The organism is Pseudomonas putida, assembly GCF_022627325.1.
Lineage (GTDB): Bacteria > Pseudomonadota > Gammaproteobacteria > Pseudomonadales > Pseudomonadaceae > Aquipseudomonas > Aquipseudomonas putida_X.
The window spans coordinates 789,274-813,343 of sequence record NZ_JAETZZ010000001.1 but is presented as its reverse complement, the minus strand read 5'-3'; the positions used below and the strand labels follow the sequence as shown (position 1 = coordinate 813,343).

Annotated in this window: 16 protein-coding genes and 1 pseudogene; 15 read left to right on the top strand and 2 right to left on the bottom strand. The window is 59.1% G+C overall.

Translation table 11 applies throughout. The annotated features are described in order from the left end of the window. Nucleotides 1-51: 51 nt before the first annotated feature. Nucleotides 52-270 (top strand): DUF2970 domain-containing protein, encoded by a 219-nt coding sequence (locus JNA92_RS03655; protein ID WP_241803351.1) that lies wholly within the window; start codon nucleotides 52-54, stop codon nucleotides 268-270. Nucleotides 271-536: 266 nt separating this feature from the next. Here the strand turns inward: JNA92_RS03655 and JNA92_RS03650 are convergent, their stop codons facing one another. After that, nucleotides 537-1,613: an ABC transporter substrate-binding protein gene (locus tag JNA92_RS03650; RefSeq protein WP_241803350.1), complete on the bottom strand. Its 1,077-nt coding sequence runs from the start codon at nucleotides 1,611-1,613 to the stop codon at nucleotides 537-539. Nucleotides 1,614-1,828: 215 nt separating this feature from the next. Between JNA92_RS03650 and JNA92_RS03645 the strand changes: the two genes are divergently transcribed. The 7 genes from JNA92_RS03645 to JNA92_RS03615 all read left to right on the top strand — a co-directional run bounded on the left by JNA92_RS03645 (nucleotide 1,829) and on the right by JNA92_RS03615 (nucleotide 10,222). Continuing rightward, the gene (locus JNA92_RS03645; RefSeq protein ID WP_241803349.1) at nucleotides 1,829-3,481 is read left to right on the top strand and encodes a nitrite/sulfite reductase; all 1,653 of its coding nucleotides are present in this window, start codon (nucleotides 1,829-1,831) and stop codon (nucleotides 3,479-3,481) included. Beyond that, on the top strand, nucleotides 3,465-3,959 hold the full coding sequence (locus tag JNA92_RS03640) for a DUF934 domain-containing protein (RefSeq protein WP_241803348.1): 495 nt from the start codon (nucleotides 3,465-3,467) through the stop codon (nucleotides 3,957-3,959). Before JNA92_RS03645 ends, JNA92_RS03640 begins: the two co-directional genes overlap by 17 nt. Nucleotides 3,960-4,195: 236 nt before the next feature. Next, nucleotides 4,196-4,999 (top strand): 2,5-didehydrogluconate reductase DkgB, encoded by an 804-nt coding sequence (dkgB, locus tag JNA92_RS03635; protein WP_241803347.1) that lies wholly within the window; start codon nucleotides 4,196-4,198, stop codon nucleotides 4,997-4,999. A gap of 74 nt (nucleotides 5,000-5,073) precedes the next feature. Beyond that, nucleotides 5,074-6,255: an MFS transporter gene (locus JNA92_RS03630; protein WP_241803346.1), complete on the top strand. Its 1,182-nt coding sequence runs from the start codon at nucleotides 5,074-5,076 to the stop codon at nucleotides 6,253-6,255. 123 nt (nucleotides 6,256-6,378) lie between these two features. Next, entirely contained in the window at nucleotides 6,379-6,843 is a 465-nt protein-coding gene (locus JNA92_RS03625; protein WP_241803345.1) for a DUF1348 family protein, read from the top strand. A gap of 160 nt (nucleotides 6,844-7,003) precedes the next feature. Beyond that, the gene (locus JNA92_RS03620) at nucleotides 7,004-8,917 is read left to right on the top strand and encodes a tyrosine-protein phosphatase (RefSeq protein ID WP_241803344.1); all 1,914 of its coding nucleotides are present in this window, start codon (nucleotides 7,004-7,006) and stop codon (nucleotides 8,915-8,917) included. A gap of 195 nt (nucleotides 8,918-9,112) precedes the next feature. After that, the gene (locus JNA92_RS03615) at nucleotides 9,113-10,222 is read left to right on the top strand and encodes a hypothetical protein (protein ID WP_241803343.1); all 1,110 of its coding nucleotides are present in this window, start codon (nucleotides 9,113-9,115) and stop codon (nucleotides 10,220-10,222) included. A 57-nt stretch (nucleotides 10,223-10,279) separates the two neighbouring features. Here the strand turns inward: JNA92_RS03615 and JNA92_RS03610 are convergent, their stop codons facing one another. Beyond that, a complete protein-coding gene (locus JNA92_RS03610) occupies nucleotides 10,280-11,209 on the bottom strand; it encodes an AraC family transcriptional regulator (protein ID WP_241803407.1) in 930 nt (309 codons plus the stop codon). A gap of 273 nt (nucleotides 11,210-11,482) precedes the next feature. Between JNA92_RS03610 and JNA92_RS26000 the strand changes: the two are divergent. The 7 genes and pseudogenes from JNA92_RS26000 to nuoF form a co-directional block, all read left to right on the top strand. Beyond that, nucleotides 11,483-12,274 (top strand): annotated as a pseudogene (locus JNA92_RS26000) (transposase); the annotation flags it as partial. A gap of 323 nt (nucleotides 12,275-12,597) precedes the next feature. Then, nucleotides 12,598-18,279, top strand: coding sequence for an RHS repeat-associated core domain-containing protein (locus JNA92_RS03600; RefSeq protein ID WP_241803341.1), 5,682 nt, complete (start codon nucleotides 12,598-12,600; stop codon nucleotides 18,277-18,279). Nucleotides 18,280-19,111: 832 nt separating this feature from the next. Next, the gene (locus tag JNA92_RS03590) at nucleotides 19,112-19,525 is read left to right on the top strand and encodes an NADH-quinone oxidoreductase subunit A (protein ID WP_003251427.1); all 414 of its coding nucleotides are present in this window, start codon (nucleotides 19,112-19,114) and stop codon (nucleotides 19,523-19,525) included. Nucleotides 19,526-19,535: 10 nt separating this feature from the next. Then, nucleotides 19,536-20,213, top strand: a complete 678-nt coding sequence (locus JNA92_RS03585; RefSeq protein ID WP_012313769.1) for a NuoB/complex I 20 kDa subunit family protein — start codon at nucleotides 19,536-19,538, stop codon at nucleotides 20,211-20,213. A 79-nt stretch (nucleotides 20,214-20,292) separates the two neighbouring features. After that, entirely contained in the window at nucleotides 20,293-22,074 is a 1,782-nt protein-coding gene (gene nuoC / locus JNA92_RS03580; protein ID WP_241803340.1) for an NADH-quinone oxidoreductase subunit C/D, read from the top strand. Between the two features lie 2 nt (nucleotides 22,075-22,076). Then, entirely contained in the window at nucleotides 22,077-22,574 is a 498-nt protein-coding gene (gene nuoE, locus JNA92_RS03575) for an NADH-quinone oxidoreductase subunit NuoE (protein WP_241803339.1), read from the top strand. Next, the gene (gene nuoF, locus JNA92_RS03570; protein ID WP_012313766.1) at nucleotides 22,571-23,947 is read left to right on the top strand and encodes an NADH-quinone oxidoreductase subunit NuoF; all 1,377 of its coding nucleotides are present in this window, start codon (nucleotides 22,571-22,573) and stop codon (nucleotides 23,945-23,947) included. Before nuoE ends, nuoF begins: the two co-directional genes overlap by 4 nt. The last annotated feature ends 123 nt before the right edge of the window (nucleotides 23,948-24,070 follow it).

Genomic DNA, 24,070 nt, shown 5'->3' with positions numbered 1-24,070 from the left:
CCATCTTGCATCTACACTGTCCCTGATTGCCTCTTGAATTGCGGAGCCAACATGGACGATTCCAGCCAAGGCAAACCCCCTACCTTCTGGCAGATGCTGCACAGCATCCTCGCCGCCGCGCTGGGTGTGCAGAGCGGTAAAAACCGCGCGCGCGACTTCACCCATGGCAAGGCCAGCCATTTCATCGCGCTCGGCGCACTGTTCACCTTGGTGTTCATCCTGGTCCTGATCGGCCTGGTACAACTGGCGCTGCACCTGACCGCCCGCTGAAACGCAACCCGCCCGCGCAATTCCCTTGCGCGGGCGGCTCAGGTTGCATCATGGTCTGGAGCCAGGGCTATTGGTGGCTGACCCAGTACACGGCAGTGACCACCACCAGGACGATCAGGCAGAGGATCGCCCAGGCATCGACGCTGCTGTCAGCCTTACGGGCCTTGGTTGTATTTCCCATTGCATTGCCTCTTGTAGTGGTTATGGGAATGCACTTCACAACCAGCAGTTAAGACGAGCAATGCCCTTCTCTCAAGCAGGGTTTTTCAGTAGTCGACAGGTGACGTCAGGAAGGGGTAACGGTAGGCAGGCGGGCGCCCTTCGGCGCTGAAGCGCTGAAAGTCCACATCAAAGTCGTCCTGCTCCGCCAGTTTGAGCCAGCGCTTGGCCTTGAGCGGATCGACCGACTGCAACACAGGCAGCACATGGTCGCGCTTTGCGTCCCGAGCGATATCCACACCATGGGCATCGTCATGCAGCATGACCATGGCCCAACCGCCGAGACTGAAATGCCCACCCATCAACACCCCCAGGCGCCCATCGATGCGCGCGCGCAAGGCCTCGGGGGAACTGTTGATGGCGCTGAACACCACATCTCGTCCAGGCCTGCGCCCCGCAGCTTCGAACGCGCGCATGGCGCCGAACGCCATTTCGTCGTTGGCCGACCACACCAACTGGGTATCCGGGTAGCGCTGCAACAACTGCTGCGCCTGTTCAAAGGCGCGCTGCCGGTTCCAGCCGCCGTAAACCACCTGCCGCAGGCGCACCTGAGGGAAGTCGGCCAGGGCGCGGCGCATGCCTTGCTCACGCAACTGCGAGGCGGGCGTGGTCTTGATCCCGGCGAAAGCTACCAGGTCCACAGGCGCGTTACTGCGCGGCAGCAAGGCGACCATCTGATGCAGCATCTGGTAGCCGGCCTGCTCGTCATTGGCCGTCAAGGTCCCCAACAAAGCGCCGTATTTTGCGGGCTGAGCCTCAATACCGCTCGCCTGGCTGGCAGTCAGCCCGTTGCTGACCAGCAACAGCTTGACCTCGCTACCTTGCGCCAAGCGGAGGATTTGCGGCGCAACGTATCGCTCGTTGACCAGCACCAGGTAGTCCGGGCGCTGCGGTCCGTTGAGCACAGCCCGCGCCTGGTCAAGTGCGCGCTCGGCATTGCGCGCGCTGTATTGCACCTGCAGCGTCATGCCCAAGTCGTCGGCGGCCGCCTGCATGAAGCGCGAGTAGCTGGCCCAGAACGTCTCACCGGGCAGCCCCGGGTTGAGGAACACCACCGAAGCGGCCTGAGCGCTGGCTGCCAGCGGCAGGCTCAGGCACAAGCTGTAGCACAATGCCTTGAGCATGCGGTTACATCCTTACCAACAAACCCACGAGTATAAACCTGCGGCACTGAGTGACGGACAAATGCCAGTCAATCTCACTTAGTTCGTTTGGTTCTTTTCATATGCAAAAACATCACTTTAGCGCATAAACGCAACCTGATATCGTTTCCCCGCTCCGAACCGGAGTGCGCGGCCGTGCGCGCGAATAGCTGCATGCAGCCTGAGACAGGACTTTTATGTACGTATACGACGAGTACGATCAGCGGATCATCGAGGACCGCGTCAAGCAGTTCCGTGATCAGACCCGCCGCTACCTGGCCGGTGAGCTGAGCGAAGAAGAATTCCGCCCTCTGCGCCTGCAGAACGGCCTCTATATCCAGCGTTTCGCCCCGATGCTGCGCGTCGCCGTGCCCTACGGCCAGCTGAACGCCCGCCAGGTCCGCACCCTGGCCAAGATCGCCCGCGATTACGACAAGGGCTACGCCCATATCTCCACCCGCCAGAACGTGCAGTTCAACTGGCCGGCACTTGAAGATATTCCAGACATCCTTGCCGAACTGGCCACCGTGCAGATGCACGCGATCCAGACCAGCGGCAACTGCCTGCGCAACACCACCACCGACCAATTCGCCGGTGTGGCCGCAGACGAAGTCATCGACCCGCGCCCCTGGTGCGAAATCGTTCGCCAGTGGACCACCTTCCACCCAGAGTTCGCCTACCTGCCGCGCAAGTTCAAGATCGCGATCAACGGCTCGAAGGAAGACCGCGCTGCCATCGAAGTGCACGACATCGGCCTGGAACCGGTGCGCAACGCTGCCGGTGAGCTGGGCTTCCGTGTGCTGGTCGGTGGTGGCCTGGGCCGCACCCCGGTGGTCGGTTCGTTCATCAATGAATTCCTGCCGTGGCAGGACCTGATCAGCTACCTGGACGCCATCCTGCGCGTGTACAACCGTTACGGCCGCCGTGACAACAAGTACAAGGCGCGGATCAAGATCCTGGTCAAGGCCCTGACCCCAGAAGTGTTTGCCGAGAAGGTCGAGGCCGAAATGGCCCACCTGCGTGGTGGCAGCACGACCCTGACCGAAGAAGAAGTGCAGCGTGTTTCGCGCCACTTCATCGACCCGGACTACCTGGCCCTGGACAACGTCGACTACAGCGCCCAGGACGCCGAGAACCCAGGCTTCGCCCGCTGGCGCTCGCGCAACACCCGTGCCCACAAGCGCCCTGGCTACGTGGCCGTGACCCTGTCGCTCAAGCCCACCGGCGTTGCCCCGGGTGACCTCACCGACAAGCAGCTGGACGCCGTGGCGGACCTGGCAGAGCGCTACAGCTTCGGCTTCCTGCGCACCTCGCACGAGCAGAACATCATTCTTGCCGACGTCGAGCAGCGTCAGCTGCATGCCCTGTGGCTGGAGCTGCGCGAAGGTGGTTTCGCCACGCCGAACATCGGTCTGCTGACCGACATCATCTGCTGCCCGGGCGGGGACTACTGCTCGCTGGCCAACGCCAAGTCGATCCCGATCGCCGAATCCATCCAGCGCCGCTTCGACGACCTGGACTACCTGTTCGACATCGGCGAGATCGACCTGAACATCTCCGGTTGCATGAACGCCTGCGGCCACCACCACGTCGGGCACATCGGTATCCTTGGCGTGGACAAGAAGGGCGAGGAGTTCTACCAGGTGTCCCTGGGTGGCAACGCCGCACGTGACGCGAGCCTGGGCAAGATCCTCGGCCCGTCCTTCGCCCAGGATGACATGGCCGACGTGATCGAGAAGCTGATCGCCGTGTACGTTGAACAACGTACCGAGGAAGAGCGTTTCATCGACACCTACCAGCGTATCGGCATCGACCCCTTCAAGGAACGCGTCTATGCAGCGAATCATTAAGAACAACCAGATCGTCGACGAAACCTGGCACCTGCTGCCCAAGGAAACCACGATCGACGAGCTGACCAACTGCGACGACTACATCGTCCCCCTGCAACTGTGGCGTGACCATGCCCACCTGCTCAAGGCCCGCGACGGTGGCCTGGGCGTGTGGCTGGACAGCGATGAACAAGCGGAAGAGATCGGCGACGACGTGCAGCACTTTCAGGTCATCGCCCTGAACTTCCCGGCCTTCACCGACGGGCGCAACTATTCCAATGCGCGGCTGCTGCGTGACCGCTACCAGTTCAAGGGCGAGCTGCGCGCCATCGGCGACGTGCTCCGTGACCAACTGTTCTACATGGCCCGCTGCGGTTTCGATGCCTTCGCCATCCGTGCCGACAAGGACCCGGAAGATGCCCTGCAGGGGCTGAAGGACTTCTCGGTGACCTACCAGGCCGCCACCGACGAGCCGCTGCCGCTGTTCCGCCGCCGTTGATCGTCACTCGGCATGGCCACCGCAGGGTGGCCGTGCCTGCCTGCCCCAGCAGAGGTGTTTACCGCACCTGATTCACGAGCCAGCGGATGATTCGTGATTTCAGCGCAAAAGACCTTGGCATTGCCCCGTCTTAATCACCGCCTGCAAAACCCCCACACTGCTCCCCATTCGAACGACTTGGGCACCCGGGCACCTAAGCTCTGGCTCAACCCCAATCACTCAGCAGGAGCAGCCCCATGAGCATTCCATCCTTCGGCCTTGGCACCTACCGCCTCACCGGCCAGGCCGTCATCGATTCGGTCAAGTCGGCCCTGGCGCTGGGCTATCGGGCCATCGACACAGCGCAGATCTACAAGAACGAAGCCGACGTCGGCCAGGCCATTGCCGAAAGCGGCGTAGCGCGCAGCGAGCTGTTCATCACCACCAAGATCTGGGTCGACAACTATGCTGCAGACCGGCTGGTCCCCAGCTTGCGCGAAAGCCTGGCCAAACTGCGCACCGACTACGTCGACCTGCTGCTGATCCACTGGCCAGCCCCAGGGAATGGCATCGAACTGGCCGAGTACATGAGCGCCTTGGCCGACGCCAAGAAACTCGGCCTGACCCGCCAGATCGGCGTGTCCAACTTCAACATCGAACTCACCCGCCAAGCCATCGACGTGGTCGGCCAAGGTGAAATCGCCACCAACCAGATCGAGCTCAGCCCCTACCTGCAAAACGCCAAGCTGGCTGCCTACCTCAAGGACCAGGGCATCACCGTCACCTCGTACATGACCCTGGCCTACGGCAAAGTGCTCAAGGACCCGGTGCTGGCCGAGATCGCCAGCAAGCACAAGGCCACCGTCGCCCAGGTGGCCCTGGCCTGGGCCATGCAGCTGGGTTACGCAGTGATCCCCTCCTCCACCAAGCGCGAGAACCTGGCCAGCAACCTGCTCGCCTGCAGCCTGAAACTGGATGCCGAGGACATGGCGCGCATTGCCTCGCTCGAGCGCAATGGCCGTGAAGTCAGCCCGGATAGCCTGGCGCCCGCCTGGGACTGATGAACCCTGCAGGTCGGCACCGGCCCGTTCCCGGCCGGTGCGACTGCTCATTGACCTTTCAATCGGAGCTCCTGATGAGCACGCTTTCCCCAAAACGGGTTCTGTTTGCCCTGGCGATTGGCGCCTTCGGCATCGGCACTACCGAATTCACCCCAATGGGCCTGCTGCCGGTGATCGCCAAAGGCGTCGAAGTCAGTATCCCCAGCGCGGGCATGCTGATCACCGCCTATGCCATCGGCGTAATGGTCGGCGCACCGATCATGACCCTGCTGTTCAGCCGCTTTGGCAAACGCGCCGCACTGATGGCGCTGATGGCCATCTTCACCCTCGGCAACCTGCTCTCGGCACTCTCGCCGGACTACTACACCCTGCTCGCGTCGCGGCTGGTCACCAGCCTCAACCATGGTGCTTTCTTCGGCCTGGGCGCGGTCGTGGCCGCCAGCGTGGTGCCCAAGGACAAACAGGCCAGTGCCGTGGCGACCATGTTCATGGGCCTGACCATCGCCAATATCGGCGGTGTGCCTGCGGCGACCTGGGTCGGCCAGCAAGTCGGCTGGCGCATGGCCTTTGCCGGTACTGCAGTGCTCGGCCTGCTGGCCATGGCCGCCCTGTGGTACGCGCTGCCCAAAGGTGAGCGTGGCAGCGTGCCCCACGTGCGCAAAGAGCTGGCGGTCATCGCCCGCCCCAGCGTGCTGCTGGCGATGGCGACCACCGTGCTTGGCGCCGGCGCCATGTTCACCCTGTACACCTACGTAGCACCGGTACTGGCGGCGCTGACGGGCGCTTCAGACAGCTTCATCACGCTGGGCCTGGTGCTGATCGGTGTCGGCTTCACCTTGGGTAACAGCCTGGGTGGGCGCCTGGCCGACTGGTCGCTGGACGGTGCTGCGCGCATCTTCCTCGCCACCCTGGCGCTGATCATGTTGCTGATGCCGCTGGTACTGGGCAGCCACATCGGCGCCGCCATCGCGCTGCTGGTCTGGGGCGTGTTCACCTTCGCCGTGGTGCCGCCCTTGCAGATGCGCGTCATGACTGCCGCCATAGAGGCACCAGGGCTGGCATCATCGATAAACGTCGGCGCCTTCAACCTTGGCAATGCCGTTGGCGCGGCCCTGGGTGGTGCGGTGATCAGCCTGGACCTGGGTTATGCAGCAGTGCCCATGGCGGGCGGCGCGCTGGCGGCGGTGGCCTTGGTACTGGTCTGGCTGGGCGGGCGCGGCAAGGCTGCCGACAACGCCCTGGGCGCTGCGGTCTAGGCACTGGCGCTGGCCCTGCATTGTTCCACCGGGCGCAATTATGAAGTGCCCGTCGCAGCCATTCCCCACCCTGCAGCGGGGGCGGTACTCTCCTCTACGCCAACCACCGCCAAGGAGTTACCCATGTCCCGCCCTCCGTTGCCGCCATTTACCCGCGAAAGCGCCATCGAAAAGGTCCGCCTGGCCGAGGATGGCTGGAACAGCCGTGACGCCGCCAAGGTATCGTTGGCCTACACCCCCGATACCGTGTGGCGTAACCGCGTCGAGTTCCCCCGCGGGCGTGCCGAGGTTCAGGCCCTTCTGACCCGCAAGTGGAACCATGAACTGGAGTACCGGCTGATCAAGGAGCTGTGGGCATTCACCGACAACCGCATTGCCGTGCGCTATGCCTACGAGTACCGCGACGACAGCGGCCAGTGGTTCCGCGCCTATGGCAACGAAAACTGGGAGTTCGCCGCCGATGGCCTGATGCACAACCGCCATTCGAGCATCAACGAGCAGCCCATTGCCGAAGCGGACCGCAAGTTCCACTGGCCCCTGGGGCGCCGCCCGGACGACCATCCGGGGCTCAGCGACCTGGGGCTCTGACCACCCGGCCGGGAGCCTGACTGCGGCCGCAAGGCCAGACAGAAAACGCAGGCCCCGGCCAGATCGCGCAGGCTTTTGCGTGCAGCCTTGATATGTAACATTCAGTTTCATATTGCCGACGGAGAGTGGCCACACCACATACCCCTCCGAGGCCTCTGCCGTGCTGCAACGTCTGTTCTGCTCCCTGTCCATGCTCACACTCGCAATCTCCGCCGCCCATGCCGCCGATGCGCTCGATACGCCGCGCCTGGCTGGCATTGACAACTTCCGCGACATCGCCGGCACCACATCGGCGTACGGCACAAGTCATGATGGGGTGATGCGCAGCGGCGTGTTCTATCGCAGCAATGCCCTGACCCCCACTGCCGCTGACCTTGCCGTGCTCAACGGCCTTGGCATCAGCGATGTATACGACTTGCGCACTCCAAGCGAAATCGCCGCCACGCCCGACACCCTGCCCGCCGGCGCCAGCTACACCAACATCGACATCATCGGCAGCACCACCTCGGGCGCGGACATCACCAACATGTCGTTCACCAGCGCTGCCCAGGCACGCGCCATGATGCAAGAGACCAACCGCGCCTTCGTCAGCGATGCCGGCATGCGTGGGCAATTCTCGGTGCTGTTCAATGAGCTGGCCAGTGCCGACGGCGCCGCCTTGTTCCACTGTACCGCGGGCAAGGACCGTACGGGCTGGACCGCCGCCGTGCTGCTGAGCATCGCCGGCGTGGACGACGCGACGATCATGGACAACTACCTCGCCACCAATGACTACACCGCCGCCCGCGTGGCGGCCACACTGGCCGGCATGCCGGCCAGCATGGCCGAAGTCTACGCCCCACTGCTGGGCGTCGAGGCCAGCTACCTGCAGGCCGGCCTGGATGAAGTGACTGCCGCATACGGCAGCATGGACAACTACCTCAAGCAAGGCCTGGGGCTTACCCAGGAAACGATCTATGTGCTGCGCGGCAAAATGGTGCGCTATGGCACGTTACCCGGTGAAGCTGGCCTGCTCGGTAACGCCGCGGCGGGCGCGCAACTGCTGCGCCAACTGCAGGACACGTCGCTGTCAGGGACCTACAGCGCCTACAACTATTACCTGCAGTCGGCCATCGATGCCGGCACGCTGGGCGGCGTGGAGTCCACCGTAGGTGGGCAGGTGCATGCCGATGCGGCCAGCTACCTGCTGCGCCTGGGCGCCCTGATCGACCGCGCCGCCGCGCCCTTCGCCGACGGTACCGACCTGAAGGTTGGCCAGTCGCGCCTGTGGAGCAGCGCCTTGGCCGGTTACCTGGGCACCGACGGCTCCTCCAGTGTCGCCAGCAGCAACGAACACAGCCAAGGCCTGATGATCGGCATGACCCAGCGTTTCTCCGAGCAGCTCAGCGGCCACGCAGGTTTCGGCTACAGCAGCGGTAACGTTGGCGGCGCAGGTGGCGAGGTTGATACGGACCTGACTTTCCTGAGCCTGGGCGCCCGCTTCGCGCCGGGCGGCCTGGAACAAGGCCTGTTCATCGACACCGATGCCAGCGCCGGCTACCTCGACTATTCCAGCAAGCGCGACCTCACAGGCGGCCTGGGCACGGCCAAAGGTGACAGCCACGGTACCCTGGCCGGTGCCAGCCTGGCCGTGGGCTATCGCCTGAACACCAACCGCGTGGTGCTGGAGCCGAGCCTGGGTGTACGCATCAGTCACGTGGACGTGGCCGGGTTTAGCGAAAAAGGCAGCGAATTGGCGCTAGAGGTGGACGACCTGCAGCAGACCCGCCGTAGCGCGATGGCCAGACTCGAGGCGTCCTTCATGCCGTTCAGCATGGGCCGTTGGCAGTGGGTGCCCGGCGTGCATGTGGGCTATGAGCATGCGCTGGGCGACCACGAGGTCGAAAGCGAGGGCCACTTGCTGGGGCTGGATATCGAGCAGCGCGCCGCCTTCGACAATCGTGACCAGTTCAACGCTGGCGTGAGCCTGATGGCCAACCTTGGCGCGCTGAGCATTGGCGCCGATCTAGCGGCGTTGGGCGGCGGTGACAGCCATGGGGCCAGTGGCAGCCTGAAAGCCAGCTACGCGTTTTGACAATTGCCGGGGCCGCCGTGCGGCCCCCACGGCTGCACCACCCCGATTCTTGAGGGTGTGCCTACTGGCCAAGATGCCAGCCCCTTCAATGGCGGTCATGTCGAACAGCTACTGCCAAAAATGCCAGTTTCTGGTCTCGCTTGCTGCGATTACGCTTTGCTGCGCAACGTTCCCATTCCCACAAGGACAGTGCCCATGGAAAAGCGAGCAATCATCACGCTGGTAGTCGGCTTGGCCAGTGCAGCGCCTCACGCACCGGCAGCTGAACTGCCAGGACGCATCGCGACCATCGAACATCACACGGCAGCGTGTTTTGCCCCTGGAACCCCCGTCAACTGTGAAGTGTCGGCAGTGGTTGAAAGCAATGGAAAACTGCTCTTGGCCAACGACAAACGCTTGCCCGCCCCAGGCGGGCCGGCCCTGTTCACGCTTGACATCGAGCAGGGCAAAATCAGTGGTGAGCCTACCGTGCTGCCGGGGAAGGCATTAAGAGAAGCCGATAAATACGAGGCACTGACCAAGACGCTGGATGGCCGCTACATGATCGCCAGCACCGCCTTCAACAAAGCCGGCACCGACGAAGATCCGAGCAGCGACATTCTCAGCACGCTCCTGTACTGGCCCGTGGACGATCCTGAGGCGGCAAAGCCCCTGTCGCCCACATCGCGCAGCGGGGTCACAAGCTCGATCTCACTGCGCAAGCAGATCAAGGATGCGATCGGTGCGTCTTACTATCAAATCGAAGCAATCACCATGGCACCGAGCGAGCCGGCGAAGGCAAAAACAGCAGACGGCCAACTGATCATCGGCATTCGCAGGCACGGAAACGACAAAACTGACGCGCATTTCGGCTTCACACTCATCTCAGCGCATGTGAAGTTCAAAGATGGAACCCTGGCGCTTGTGGAAGCGTTCAAATCCGTCCAGAACTTCAACGTCCAAGCCCAAGGCCACACAGTCGGGCTGTCCGGGATCGAGTATGACCGGTTCAACAAAGACAGGCTTTATGCGGTTACCAGCTACGAGGAAAAATCTGTTGATGCGGCTAACAAGCCAATTACCAAGATAGGCGGGTTTCTATGGGTCGTACCGTTTGCAGCGGGTAAGCCAGGCACGCCGCAACTGGTGACCCGCGAAGACGGCTCCACACTGAGGTTCAGCAACAAGCCCGAAGGTGTCGAGGTGCTGGATGCACACCAGATAATCGTTGTTCACGACGATGACCGGGTTGAGGTGCAAACCTCCGAGGCGGGCATCGAACGGGGTGCCAATGAGTTCGCCTACAGCAAGATCAGGTTCCCCTGAGCGCATCCAGTGCAAGCAGCGCGTTATCTGATTCGCAGCACGGCCCACTGCCGCAGGTCATGGGTCATGCCTGCGCCTGACCTGTGCCGGAGGCAAACCAAACGCCGCTTTGAAATACTGGGCAAACCGCCCCGCATTGGTGAAGCCGAAGCGTAACGCCACCTGCTCCACCGACGTACCCTGCTCGCTTGCCAGCACCTGACGCGCCTGCTCCAGCCGCACCTGCCGCTGATACCCGACGATCGAAGTGCCCGCAAACCGACGAAAGCCCTCCTGTAACGCCCGCACGCTGACATTGGCCAAGCTCGCCAACTCGCTGCTACTGCTCAGGCTCGCGGGATGTTCACGGATATAGGCCATCGCCAGTTTCACATGGCGCGGCGCTGGCAATGGAGCCGGCCTGTGCAGCGCTTCGCGGTAATTGTGCGGCCAGGTTTCCAGCAGTGCGTCGACCAGCATTTCCTGCAACCGCAGCGGCATCAGCAGGCCGGTATTGATCAATTGATCGAACTCAGTGCCCGTGGCCAGTTCGAGCAAGGCACGCATGCCCTGGAAGCCTGGCGCGGCAAGGTCCACTACCGGCGCGAAACGTATCGGGGCCGCCAAAGGCCGCTCCAGCAGTGCCGACAGCCGCTCGGCAAATACGCCCCGGCGAATCGACATACCACACTGGGCATGATCATCGGCGATGCGGACCGAGCGTATCTCGAGCTTGTCGACAGCGAGCCCGACCTGCGCGCCGCCGATTGACACGCCACGATGGTCGAAGATGATCTTGCCTGCAGTAGGCAGTACAAAGGTGATTTCGTCCTGCGGGCTGGGCAGGACGATGCGAAAGTCACCCTGGTAATGCAGGCGCCTTACGCTCATGCCCTCGAAGCGGCCATACACCCCGCCGATGGAAATACCCTCGCCCAGTGGCGGTACGTCGGCATACAGGTTGCCGTAGAGCTGTGTGAACAAGGCGCCGAAATCATCGCTGTGCATGTCGGCGCAACGGAGCAGGAAGGGCTTGCGAGGCGTGGCGGGGTGCACCGGATGGCTTTCCTTTTGCCGCGGGACGGGACCGGCACGCTAGCAGGCATTCGTGACACAGGCATGACACCCGAAGCCCCGGCAATCCGCAGAATCCGGACTATGCTTGCACCAGCCCGGTACCAGGAGCAACCCAGCCAGCAGCTATGGACGATTGCATCGGTGTCGGCGCTTTTCATTCATGTGCACGGGCGAGCCACAGCCCGACCCGCTCACTGGCCTAAGATATTACTGCCATTTTGGATGGCTTTTCTGTCATCCCCATTAAGTCTGAGGGCGATGATCTGATCGAGCAGCTCCCGCAGCCCACCAGATTTCCCGCCTGCAGCGGTTGTCAGAGACCAGGACCACCTTCACGAATAGAGTCAGCGCTTCATCCGTGACTTACCCATTGTTGGCCGCGCAGTGCGGCCGAAAGTTGAGCTCAGGCGGACTGGCTGTGGTCATGCGATAAGCGAATAGAGGCAGTCGGTTGACTTGACCGATATTCGCGGATGACCAAACGCTTGGCCTAAGCCGTGATCAGGTTTGTCGAAAACTACCTACCTCGCATGTCGCCGAGCTGTTTGGTTTGCATTGGGATAGCGTGCGCCTGCTAGAGCGTCGGGCGCTACAAACCGCACTGCAGAGGTTACCGAAGGCCCAGCCCAGACGCCTGGTGATGAATGAATTCGCTCTGTTCAAAGGGCATCGCTACGCTAGCGTGGTGCTGGATGCCGTTACCCGCCGGGTCCTGTGGATTGGCGAAGAACGTCGCCGAGCTGCTGTCAGCCCCTTCCTTGAAGAACTAGGGCCTGAAGGCTGTACGCGGATCGAAGCAGTGGCGATTGACTGAACGCCGCATTTGAACTGGAGGTGCGCAAACATTGCCCTCAGGCACACGTGGACTATCACCTTTTTGATGTAGTCGCCAAATATGGACGAAAGGTGACTGACAGGATGCGGGTCAGCGAAGCCAACCACCTGCGCCATGACAAACCCACCCGGAAGGTGATCAACCAAGCGCACTGGCTACTGTTCTTATATTGCAGCGAGCCTGCCCCTCATTGAATAGACGTTAACTCATTGATTTAGCTCGGTCTGCGCCAGGAACTCACACTGGATGTTATCAGCAGTGGCGCCTGCAAGGACGCGCCGGCGCGGGAAAGGCCGGGGACTCACTGTGACGAAATGCACATAAATGGGGTAGACCGATCATGCACAGTATAATCGCTGTGCTCGCCTACTGAGAACTAGCATTTTTGTCAGTTGTCAATTGTTAATCACCTCCAAATACTGACAGTTGCATGGTCAACATCGGCCAGCGACACGCAGGCAATCAATATATATTGGAGAGTGAAATGGATAGTGTCGAACTTAAGCTTGCATTAGCCAAAAGCGCTTTGGATGTTGATAAATCCTCCGGAGCGTGTCAATTCAAACTCCCTGCAGCACGACTCTTAGGACAAATCAATGGGGCGCCGCTTGAACTGGCGCTTACCGGCCGGCTCAGTGCGAAGAACGATTTGCCCACGCTAAATTTTTACAATGTTGGCACTTGGCGCATGACCGGCGGACATGCCTATCAGGTGCATGCAGTCGAAGTTAATGACGTTTCACTCTTCAATGGCCATCACATGAGTCTCAGGACAGACGATAAAGCCTCCCTTACTGCGGTCGGACCAGGGTATATTTTCGATGCATCCGACATTTTGACCAAACGAAAAAAAGCATTTGAGGACACCACAGAAGACTTCCAGAAAAAGCCCCTGGAAGGACAGTCATTTACCGTTATGCACACCAACGGGGTGGTAGAAATATTTGACTGCGTTGGTGACCATGTGAAAGATTCAAGCGCACATCCGTACATCCTCATTCGCGAGATACTGGAGTCGAATGGCAAAGGACTGAAATTCACCTGGGAATCAACATCTGCTCAACCTCGGATTACCTCCATACAAGACGCGATCGGCGTCGTGCTAACGGCTAAGTGGGATCGCAGCGACCCGCAAGCTCCCAAGCTGAAACAGCTTGTGGTCTATCCGAATAGCGATGAACAAATTTCTTATGACCTTAAATATGAAACCAATGCATTGGAGGTGCAGGTAACGAAGAAAGACCCCTTCAATGCAAAAACAGTCTATCGGATCGAAAAAGGAGAAGCACAGCTCAAACTAAAAACAACCGCTCACTATGGAACCAATTTCAATCGCGAGACCAACGAAACTTTGACGTGGAGTGGTAACAAACCTAAACTTCATACCGTTGCATTGCCCGGCAGCACTGATCGCCTGATTGAAGACTGGGAATGGAAAGACGACACCAGCCAAGTGTCTCTATCCATTGAAAGCGACGCACCGCCCCTCGAACCCACCGAACCTGCAAAGAAAACCACTGCGCTCAAAAAAGTAACTAAACTTCTCCAAAAGGTTATCTTTAAACACAGCGGTGGCGTCGTTAAAAGTGTGCAAACCACTGCCGATGGCTCAACCTCACTGCAGACGTGCGAGGTGACCCATGACAAGCAGGCCCACACCGTAACCAGCTGTGTGGTGCATACGGTCGACGGCGTGGAAATCAGCAAGACTGAGTCGACGTTCAACTCTGAGGGAAACCTGATTCAGATGCGACGAGGCGACGAAAAAATCGAATGGACATATTTCAATAACTACACGCACTACAGTACAACATCCGAAATTGGCGATGACGCCAGCACATTACAGAGAATACTTGGCTTCATTACTTTAGGACTTTCAAGCGTAGCTGGTAATTTCGCCTCAAACAAGACCGTTAAATATACAACCTTTAAGGCAAGCGCCCCAAATAATTATGCAAAAGATTCATTTAACCTTCCTCTCGACATGAATTATCCGGGCGATGAACTCGGCTTCAGTAATCATGTGGAAAGCGAACGCGTCTCTCGTACAAACTCAAAGGGTGAGGAGACGACGAAAATTACGTATTTTGGCTATGACAAGATCCCCACTGCTTCAAATCCACTCATCGACCGGGCGCATATTGTGGTACTGGCCCGAAAATTGACCGTCTGGGCACCTGACGTGACCGAGGTCGATGTAACGACAGCGCAGCGGGCCATTGCCGATCAATCGATAAAAGCGATGGTTGACGCACTCAAGGTGTGTGCTAAATCGGTCAAGGACGATGATTATCTGCGAGAGGGCTATGAATCCAGCATTACCGCTATCGAAGGGGCTGCCAAAGACCAGAGCGAAAGAAACAACAAAGGCTTCAAACTTAACAACTGGAATAACGCCCACATGACCGTGGAGGACTTTACCTATGACACAGACACCTCTTCGGAACATTTTTCAAAACTCAAGTCCAATACCGTATACTTCCTAGACAATCAAGGAAAAAAAATCGAAAACTCTGAAGTCGCGACCACATTTGGCTATACCACGGACGAAAAATCGAAGCGCAAGTTGACAACGTCAATCGAAGTGGCTTCGGCCGAAGAAAAGCTAGTGACCGAGCGCGTTCAGGAAGGCTTTACCAACATTCTCGTCGAAAGTACTGATGCCTCCGGCATAAAGACCAGCTACACCTACACCAACGGTGCATTATCGGCAGAGAAGGTCGTCCAGGGTGAGACGGATCTCAGTGACGTCGACATCAACTACACCGTAGAGCCTAAAACGCGCCGCTTCAAAGTTGAAATCAGCAAGGCTAAAAAACTGAATCGACGCACGATGTTCGATGAACACGGCAGGCAGTTAGAGGAGTGGACCAATCTGACAGGGAAGGAAGATGACTGGCGCCAAAGAAGCGAAACGTTGCTAACTGCTTCAGGTAGTACGATTAAAACATATATTTATTGCCCGCAAGGCAACAAGCTTGAGTTATCAATCCAGGATTTTGATCAACAAGGCGCGCCTACGCGCTGGGTCGAACATGATTATACCGCCTCCGGGGAGCTGTATGATACACGCATCACCGAATGGACCGAGGATGACACTGTAGCGACAAAAACCGTTGTACTGCAAGACAGCGGTGGCAACATGATCGACACGCGCACACAGACCAAAAAGCTCGAAGCCAACAAAATAACGGTCAAGCACGGCGACTTCACCGAAACCTTCAATTGGGATGCCAGGAAACGCACCGCTCAGTATTCAAGCGCTCACACAGGTTATATTGACGAGTTGCAATTGGAGATGACGTACAATGCCTCGGGACAGATAATAAAAACCCAACATTCAAAAAAATCAAAAGATAAATTAACCACCTTGGGCGTGCAAACCACTGAATATAACGCTCATGGTTTACCACAAAAAATTACCTTAGACGCAAACCCTTCCTTAACGTTCCACTATGATTCTATGGATCGACTGGTCAAGAAAGAGAGAGATGGGCTTGCATTGATTTATGAATATGCAAAGCACAATGCAAGCCCATCGCCTGTATCGATAAGTACCTCTGTTGAGGGCGAGTCGACCGATTCCGAAGACGTTGCGCTGCCAACAGTGCTCGGGACGCAAACGCTGGACGCTTGGGGGCGCGTCAAAAGCCAGAAGATCAATAACACAACTAAAGACTATACCTATTCTGGCGCGTCCCCGTTAACACAGGGCAAGCCGAAAAGCATTGCGAACGTCTACAAAGGCTATTCTGAAACCTGGGCGGCCGACAGTCGGTCGTACACCGAAGCGTGCGTCTTCGCTACGACTACAGCTGCCAGTGAGACGCGCACCCTTTCCACAACCCACGAACTGAGCTTGCGCGGTCGGCTAATCAAAATGACAGATATCGCCGGACAGGTGACTTCGTACACCTACGACGCCTTCGGTCGGATGATCAAACAGGCGAGCTCCGCGAGCGTCACAACGGCACAGTTCGGTGATGATGGGAAATTGAAAACCGAGACAATTGAAGATCTGGCGAGCAAACGAGTGATGACGATCAGTTATCATTACGACGTTCTAGGCCGTGAAATTGAACGCAGCTTCACGAGCGAGGGAATGGAAACTATCACGCTAGGGCGCACGCTTTCATCGGCAGGCCGTTTGAAAAAGCAGACACTTAAGATCAATGACAAGGCAAAATCTCATGAGGAATACGCTTACAACACACACGGCCAACTGATTAACTGGAAGGCGACTGACACACATTACACCCGTGCGAACAGCACAATTACTGAAGAAGTTTTTGAATATGATGGAGTCGGCAATATCACCTCCTACGGCCATCGGAAAGGCGGTAGTAGTGACATTATCACGCACCAGCGCACTTTTTCGGAGTCCCATCCCGGACTGCTTCAGTCTAACGGGAGCAAAGTTCCTAATGCGAATGGACGCCTGACATTTAACCGCTCCTACTTGGCTAATGGTCAGCTTAAGAGTACAGGCTGGGCTAAGAGTTACAGTCAAGGCTCAGTAGACCTTTGTTATACCTATGACCCAAGCGGTCGAGTTCGCGCCTTGTTTACTTCAGGGAACAACGACTCGCCCAGGGGGTTTCAGCTGCATTACCGCGGCGATAATGTCTACGCACGCAGCCAAATCACTACCAACAAGCACTTCTGGGGTGGTGTGCTAGCGAAGACTGACATCTTGTTGAACGACAACGTCGGATGTTACTTGCGACAGATTGTGTCACACAAGGAAACGGGCGCCGACTCAACGAAAACACAGTTCGAACTGCGCGATGCCGCCGGGACCATTTTTGCAACGGTCAAGCCTGACGGCAAAATGGGCACACGGCATGGTTATTCGCCCTATGGTTATAGAGACGTGGACGCCGAATGGGAGAACTGGCTAGGCTTCAAAGGCGAAGTGATTTTTCCTGGTAGCTGCTATTACCTAGGCAGCTATCGTGTTTATGATGCCGGCCTCATGACATTCTGCAGCCCCGATGATGCAAGCCCGTTTGGTATAGGTGGGCCAGCCACTTACGCCTTCTGCGCAGGCGATCCGGTAAATTACCATGATCCCAGCGGTCACAGCCGCGTCTCGCATTTCAGTGCGGTAGTTGCTCCTCCGATCATGGCCACCAAGGAATTCCGCATAGCAGTCGCCGTCGGAAGCATTCTTACCGCACCTATCGGCGGAGGTGCACTGGCTGCGGTGCTTGGAGCCACTGCTGGCGGGCTAGAATTGGCTTCAGTTCTGGTTGAAGACACTGACCCGCAGCTTGCGTCGACGTTGAATGTACTGTCATTTGGCGCAGGCATGGGCAGTATCGCCGCAGGCATCGGAGGTGCCAGCAGACTGGCAGGCGCCGCCTCGAGGGGAGCATCTCGCACACGCGTAGTATTGAATAAGACCATGGCTGGGGTATCCAATTATAGATTTATTGATGAGTCAATGAGGCTCTATGAGGACACCCACAAGGGCCTAAGACGTTTGGTGATCGACATTCATGGCGCCGCGACTGCGACAGGAAGAGCGACGGGTCGTGTAGTGACACCTAACGCGGATTTGCTTGCCGAAGACTTCTTAAGGCTGCTGCAGGATACAGGTGTACGCATTGATGACTATGACAAAATTAAACTTCATAGTTGCTTCTCCGCCTCCACCTACAATAATCATGGAGATTCTTTTGCAAAAGATCTTGCTCGACTGACTCATAAAGAGGTCAAAGGCTACGAAGGCGAGATGAAGTTAACCGCAGCCCTGGGCGAAACCACCACCAACCCGTGCGAATTTGTAGATGACGCCGTCATCTATGAGCGCCTTGCTTCTGATGAGGGCAAACAAAAATTACTTGCAGACTGGCGGCCGCGCAAAGTTGAGTGGGTGTGCGATCCTAATGGCGCGCCCATACTCGACGCTAACAATCACGGAATACTACAGCAGTACGAATACTTCAGGCCCAAGACCTTCAGGCCTAGAAACACTGGCAACAACGTTTGGGAAATAGATGAAATTGCAGGTGACCACACCCAGGAAAAACTTCTCAAACGATATCATAAGAACAGCGGCGCCTACGGGAACGCCCAACAGCTGCGAGAGGATCGTCTGCTATACCTTAAGGATAAGAACGCAGCTTTGACCAAGCTGCTCGATGGTACGGACCTCACCTAGCGCTCAAACGCTGTAGCGTCTGGTCAGCATGGCGTACGCGTGATCCGCACCTCCATGAGGCTTGGATGACGCGCGCGCCTAGAGACCTGAGATTGTTATCCTGACGCATATGGACTATCGAAAGCTCAGGCCCAGCGGGCATGAGCTTTCTTTTTTGTGTCAGCACAAACATAAGCAGAAGCCAAGATCCGGACTATGCTTGTGGCAGCCGTCAGAGGGGATGCCCCTGCTCCGTCCAAGCCGCCATCACAGCCGCTGCACTGGGAGAGATTTTATTGGCCATCCCCCCGCAGTGTTCGCATTCGGGCTTGCCGCCTTTCTCAGCGCACACCTGGCCGACCTGCGTGCGTACCGCAGCGAGCCCCTTCACCGAGCACTGCCTACGCTACTATTAAGCACTATTATCAGAAAAGCGTTGACCCAACGCAGTATGTGTGACGCCTGAAACCGCCAAAATAAAAGTTTTCGCATTTGCAAGCGTGATGACGCCAGGGCAATTGGCCTCGCGAGATTTACCAATGAAAAGTTCAGGTCGGACCAAACGATACTAATTATCATTTACAAGTCGATGCTTCGTTACGTCTCGGCAGAAACAGAATCATCAGAAGCGCACGCAATGCCCGAATCTGAAGGCTTTCAGCCATTTACGACGGCCTTTTGTTCATAACCCTACGAATAAATTTGCGACAGAAATTTTACTTGCAACAGGTTTACCCATAAAATCAGCGCGATTGATTCAGCTGCGACATTTGGTCACTGCACCTGCGACACCACGTCGCCGCTCTACTTATTTCAGACTGCAGAGCTGGGTCTCTGTATAAGGATTTCTAGCATGTCCGATTCGGCAGGACTCATCGCCCACAACTGGGGCTTTGCCATCTTCCTCCTGGGTGTCGTCGGCCTGTGCGCCTTCATGCTCGGCCTGTCCAGCCTGCTCGGTAGCAAGGCCTGGGGCCGCGCCAAGAACGAACCCTTCGAATCCGGCATGCTGCCCGTGGGCAGCGCCCGCCTGCGTCTTTCCGCCAAATTCTATCTGGTCGCGATGCTGTTCGTGATCTTCGATATCGAAGCCCTCTTCCTCTTTGCATGGTCTGTGTCCGTCCGCGAAAGCGGCTGGACCGGATTCGTCGAAGCGCTCGTTTTCATAGCAATTCTGTTGGCAGGTCTTGTCTACCTTTGGCGCGTCGGGGCACTTGATTGGGCTCCCGAAGGTCGCCGCAAGCGGCAAGCGAAGCTGAAACAATGAGGCTTTGGCAATGCAATACAATCTCACCAGAATCGATCCGGATGCGCCCAATGAGCAGTACCCGGTCGGCGAGCGGGAAACCGTTACCGACCAACTGCTAGAGGACCAGGTCCACAAGAACATCTACATGGGGAAACTCGAAGATGTGCTGCGTGGCGCGGTCAACTGGGGTCGCAAGAACTCCCTCTGGCCGTACAACTTCGGCCTGTCCTGCTGCTACGTGGAAATGACCACGGCCTTCACGGCGCCCCACGACATCGCCCGCTTCGGCGCCGAAGTCATCCGGGCCTCGCCGCGTCAGGCCGACTTCATGGTCATCGCCGGTACCTGCTTCATCAAGATGGCGCCGATCATTCAGCGCCTGTATGAACAGATGCTCGAACCCAAATGGGTCATTTCCATGGGGTCGTGCGCCAACTCCGGTGGCATGTATGACATCTACTCGGTCGTTCAGGGGGTCGACAAGTTCCTCCCCGTGGACGTCTACGTGCCTGGCTGCCCGCCACGCCCTGAGGCTTTCCTGCAAGGCTTGATGCTGTTGCAGGAGTCGATCGGCCAAGAACGACGCCCGCTTTCCTGGGTTGTTGGTGATCAAGGTATTTACCGTGCCGAGATGCCAGCCCAGAAAGACCTGCGTCGTGAGCAGCGCATTGCAGTAACCAACCTGCGCAGCCCCGACGAAGTCTGATCCAGCGACCTGCCGCCCGCTCCTGAAGGAGCCGGCGGCCTGGCTTCATTCTTAACGTTGACCCAAAGCGACCGAGACCATGACAGCGGACAACGCTATTTATATTCCGCCCTACAAGGCAGACGACCAGGATGTGGTCGTCGAACTGCACAACCGTTTTGGCGCCGAAGCATTCGTCGCCCAGGAAACCCGCACCGGCATGCCCGTGCTGTGGGTCAAGCGCGCCCAGCTCAAAGAGGTGCTCAGCTTCCTGCGCGGCGTTTCCAAGCCTTACAGCATGCTGTACGACCTGCACGGCGTGGACGAACGCCTGCGCACCCAGCGCCGTGGCCTGCCTGCCGCCGATTTCAGCGTGTTCTACCACCTGTTGTCGGTCGAGCGTAACAGCGACGTGATGATCAAGGTGTCGCTCAGCGAAGGCGACCTGAACCTGCCGACCGTGACCGGCATCTGGCCGAACGCGAACTGGTACGAGCGCGAAGTCTGGGACATGTTCGGCATCGACTTTGCCGGCCACCCGCACCTGAGCCGCATCATGATGCCGCCGACCTGGGAAGGCCACCCGCTGCGCAAGGACTACCCGGCCCGCGCCACCGAGTTCGACCCCTACAGCCTGACCCTGGCCAAGCAGCAGCTTGAAGAGGAATCGGCACGTTTCAACCCGGAAGCCTGGGGCATGAAGCGTCAGGGCGCCAACGAGGACTACATGTTCCTCAACCTCGGCCCCAACCACCCTTCGGCGCACGGTGCGTTCCGTATCGTGCTGCAGCTGGACGGCGAAGAGATCGTCGACTGCGTACCGGACATCGGCTACCACCACCGTGGTGCCGAGAAAATGGCCGAGCGCCAGTCCTGGCACAGCTTCATCCCCTACACCGACCGTATCGACTACCTTGGCGGGGTGATGAACAACCTGCCGTACGTATTGGCGGTAGAAAAGCTGGCCGGTATCCAGGTGCCGCAGAAGGTCGACGTGATTCGCATCATGCTCGCCGAGTTCTTCCGCATCACCAGCCACCTGCTGTTCCTGGGTACTTACATCCAGGACGTCGGCGCCATGACGCCGGTGTTCTTCACCTTCACCGACCGTCAGCGCGCCTACACCGTGATCGAAGCGATCACCGGTTTCCGCCTGCACCCGGCCTGGTACCGCATCGGCGGCGTCGCCCACGACCTGCCACGTGGCTGGGACAAGCTGGTCAAGGACTTCGTCGAGTGGCTGCCCAAGCGCCTGGACGAATACACCAAGGCCGCGCTGCAAAACAGTATCCTCAAGGGCCGCACCATCGGCGTTGCTGCCTACAACACCAAAGAGGCGCTGGAATGGGGCACCACCGGTGCCGGCCTGCGCGCCACCGGCTGCGACTTCGACCTGCGCAAAGCGCGCCCCTACTCCGGCTACGAGAACTTCGAGTTCGAAGTGCCGCTGGCCCACAACGGCGATGCCTACGATCGCTGCATGGTCCGTGTCGAGGAGATGCGCCAGAGTATCCGCATCATCGACCAGTGCCTGCGCAACATGCCGGAAGGCCCGTACAAGGCGGATCACCCGCTGACCACGCCGCCGCCGAAAGAGCGCACCCTGCAGCACATCGAAACCTTGATCACGCACTTCCTGCAAGTCTCGTGGGGCCCGGTCATGCCGGCCAACGAGTCGTTCCAGATGATCGAAGCGACCAAGGGCATCAACAGTTACTACCTGACGAGCGATGGCGGCACCATGAGCTACCGCACCCGGATCCGTACCCCGAGCTACCCGCACCTGCAGCAGATCCCTTCGGTGATCAAAGGCAGCATGGTCGCCGACCTCATTGCGTACCTGGGCAGTATCGACTTCGTTATGGCTGACGTGGACCGCTAAGCATGAACAGCACGCTTATCCAGACAGACCGTTTCGCCCTGAGCGAAACCGAGCGCTCGGCCATCGAGCACGAAATGCACCACTACGAGGACCCGCGTGCGGCGTCCATCGAAGCCTTGAAGATCGTCCAGAAGGCGCGCGGCTGGGTGCCGGACGGCGCCATCTACGCCATCGGTGAGGTGCTGGGCATCCCTGCCAGCGACGTCGAGGGTGTGGCCACGTTCTACAGCCAGATTTTCCGCCAGCCTGTGGGCCGCCACATCATTCGTGTGTGCGACAGCATGGTCTGCTATATCGGCGGCCACGAGTCGGTGGTCAGCCAGATCCAGAGCGAACTGGGCATCGGCCTTGGCCAGACCACTGCGGACGGGCGTTTCACCCTGCTGCCGGTCTGCTGCCTGGGCAACTGCGACAAGGCCCCGGCGCTGATGATCGATGACGATACCTTTGGCGACGTGCAGCCTGCTGGCGTTTCCAAGCTGCTGGAGGGTTACGTATGACCATCACTTCCTTCGGCCCGGCCAACCGCATCGCGCGTTCGGCCGAAACTCACCCGCTGACCTGGCGCCTGCGTGACGACGGCGAGCCGGTGTGGCTCGACGAGTACCAGGCCAAGAACGGCTACGCTGCCGCCCGCAAGGCGCTGGCAGAAATGTCCGCCGACGACATCGTGCAGAGCGTCAAGGACTCCGGCCTCAAGGGCCGCGGCGGCGCGGGCTTCCCGACTGGCGTGAAGTGGGGCCTGATGCCCAAAGACGAATCCATGAACATCCGCTACCTGCTGTGCAACGCGGATGAAATGGAGCCCAACACCTGGAAGGACCGCATGCTGATGGAGCAACAGCCCCATCTGCTGGTCGAGGGCATGCTGATCAGCGCCCGCGCCCTGAAGGCCTACCGCGGCTACATCTTCCTGCGTGGCGAGTACACCACCGCGGCGAAGAACCTCAACCGCGCCATCGATGAAGCCAAGGCTGCCGGCCTGCTGGGCAAGAACATCCTCGGCTCGGGCTTCGACTTCGAGCTGTTCGTGCACACCGGTGCCGGGCGCTACATCTGCGGTGAAGAAACCGCACTGATCAACTCGCTGGAAGGCCGCCGCGCCAACCCGCGCTCCAAGCCGCCCTTCCCTGCCGCCGTAGGCGTGTGGGGCAAGCCGACGTGCGTGAACAACGTCGAGACCCTGTGCAACGTGCCGGCCATCGTCGCCAACGGCAACGACTGGTACAAGTCGCTGGCCCGCGAAGGCAGCGAGGACCACGGCACCAAGCTGATGGGCTTCTCCGGCAAGGTGAAGAACCCGGGGCTTTGGGAGTTGCCGTTCGGCGTCACCGCCCGCGAGCTGTTCGAAGACTACGCCGGCGGTATGCGCGACGGCTTCAAGCTCAAGTGCTGGCAGCCAGGCGGCGCCGGTACCGGTTTCCTGCTGCCCGAGCACCTCGACGCGCAGATGTACGCCGGCGGCATCGCCAAGGTTGGCACCCGCATGGGTACGGGCCTGGCCATGGCGGTCGACGACAGCGTCAACATGGTTTCGCTGCTGCGCAACATGGAAGAGTTCTTCGCCCGCGAATCGTGCGGCTGGTGCACCCCTTGCCGGGACGGCCTGCCGTGGAGCGTGAAGATGCTGCGTTCCCTGGAAAACGGCCAGGGCCGCGCCGAAGACATCGAGACCCTGCTGGGTCTGGTCAACTTCCTCGGCCCAGGCCGCACCTTCTGCGCTCACGCACCCGGTGCCGTCGAGCCGCTGGGCAGTGCCATCAAATACTTCCGCTCGGAGTTCGAGGCCGGTGTGGCGCCTGAAAGCGCTGGCACCCTGCGCCCGAACCTGGCCAAGCCTATTCAGGCCGGGCCGATTGTAGTCGGCGCATAAAAAGATAGCACGCGGGTGGTCCGTGCCACCCGCCAGCCTGCAGGCCGGCCCGAACGATTCGCGGCGGGCCGCAGGCTCACAGATTTCCATTAGCCACGCCCGCTCACGCGGGCCAACGAAGAA

Excerpts from the sequence above, each read along its gene's own strand:
- JNA92_RS03655 (WP_241803351.1), top strand. The coding sequence starts at position 52 with ATGGACGATTCCAGCCAAGGCAAACCCCCTACCTTCTGGCAGATGCTG.
- JNA92_RS03650 (WP_241803350.1), bottom strand. The coding sequence starts at position 1,613 with ATGCTCAAGGCATTGTGCTACAGCTTGTGCCTGAGCCTGCCGCTGGCA.
- JNA92_RS03645 (WP_241803349.1), top strand. The coding sequence starts at position 1,829 with ATGTACGTATACGACGAGTACGATCAGCGGATCATCGAGGACCGCGTC.
- JNA92_RS03640 (WP_241803348.1), top strand. The coding sequence starts at position 3,465 with ATGCAGCGAATCATTAAGAACAACCAGATCGTCGACGAAACCTGGCAC.
- dkgB (WP_241803347.1), top strand. The coding sequence starts at position 4,196 with ATGAGCATTCCATCCTTCGGCCTTGGCACCTACCGCCTCACCGGCCAG.
- JNA92_RS03630 (WP_241803346.1), top strand. The coding sequence starts at position 5,074 with ATGAGCACGCTTTCCCCAAAACGGGTTCTGTTTGCCCTGGCGATTGGC.
- JNA92_RS03625 (WP_241803345.1), top strand. The coding sequence starts at position 6,379 with ATGTCCCGCCCTCCGTTGCCGCCATTTACCCGCGAAAGCGCCATCGAA.
- JNA92_RS03615 (WP_241803343.1), top strand. The coding sequence starts at position 9,113 with ATGGAAAAGCGAGCAATCATCACGCTGGTAGTCGGCTTGGCCAGTGCA.
- JNA92_RS03610 (WP_241803407.1), bottom strand. The coding sequence starts at position 11,209 with ATGCACAGCGATGATTTCGGCGCCTTGTTCACACAGCTCTACGGCAAC.
- JNA92_RS03600 (WP_241803341.1), top strand. The coding sequence starts at position 12,598 with ATGGATAGTGTCGAACTTAAGCTTGCATTAGCCAAAAGCGCTTTGGAT.
- JNA92_RS03590 (WP_003251427.1), top strand. The coding sequence starts at position 19,112 with ATGTCCGATTCGGCAGGACTCATCGCCCACAACTGGGGCTTTGCCATC.
- JNA92_RS03585 (WP_012313769.1), top strand. The coding sequence starts at position 19,536 with ATGCAATACAATCTCACCAGAATCGATCCGGATGCGCCCAATGAGCAG.
- nuoC (WP_241803340.1), top strand. The coding sequence starts at position 20,293 with ATGACAGCGGACAACGCTATTTATATTCCGCCCTACAAGGCAGACGAC.
- nuoE (WP_241803339.1), top strand. The coding sequence starts at position 22,077 with ATGAACAGCACGCTTATCCAGACAGACCGTTTCGCCCTGAGCGAAACC.
- nuoF (WP_012313766.1), top strand. The coding sequence starts at position 22,571 with ATGACCATCACTTCCTTCGGCCCGGCCAACCGCATCGCGCGTTCGGCC.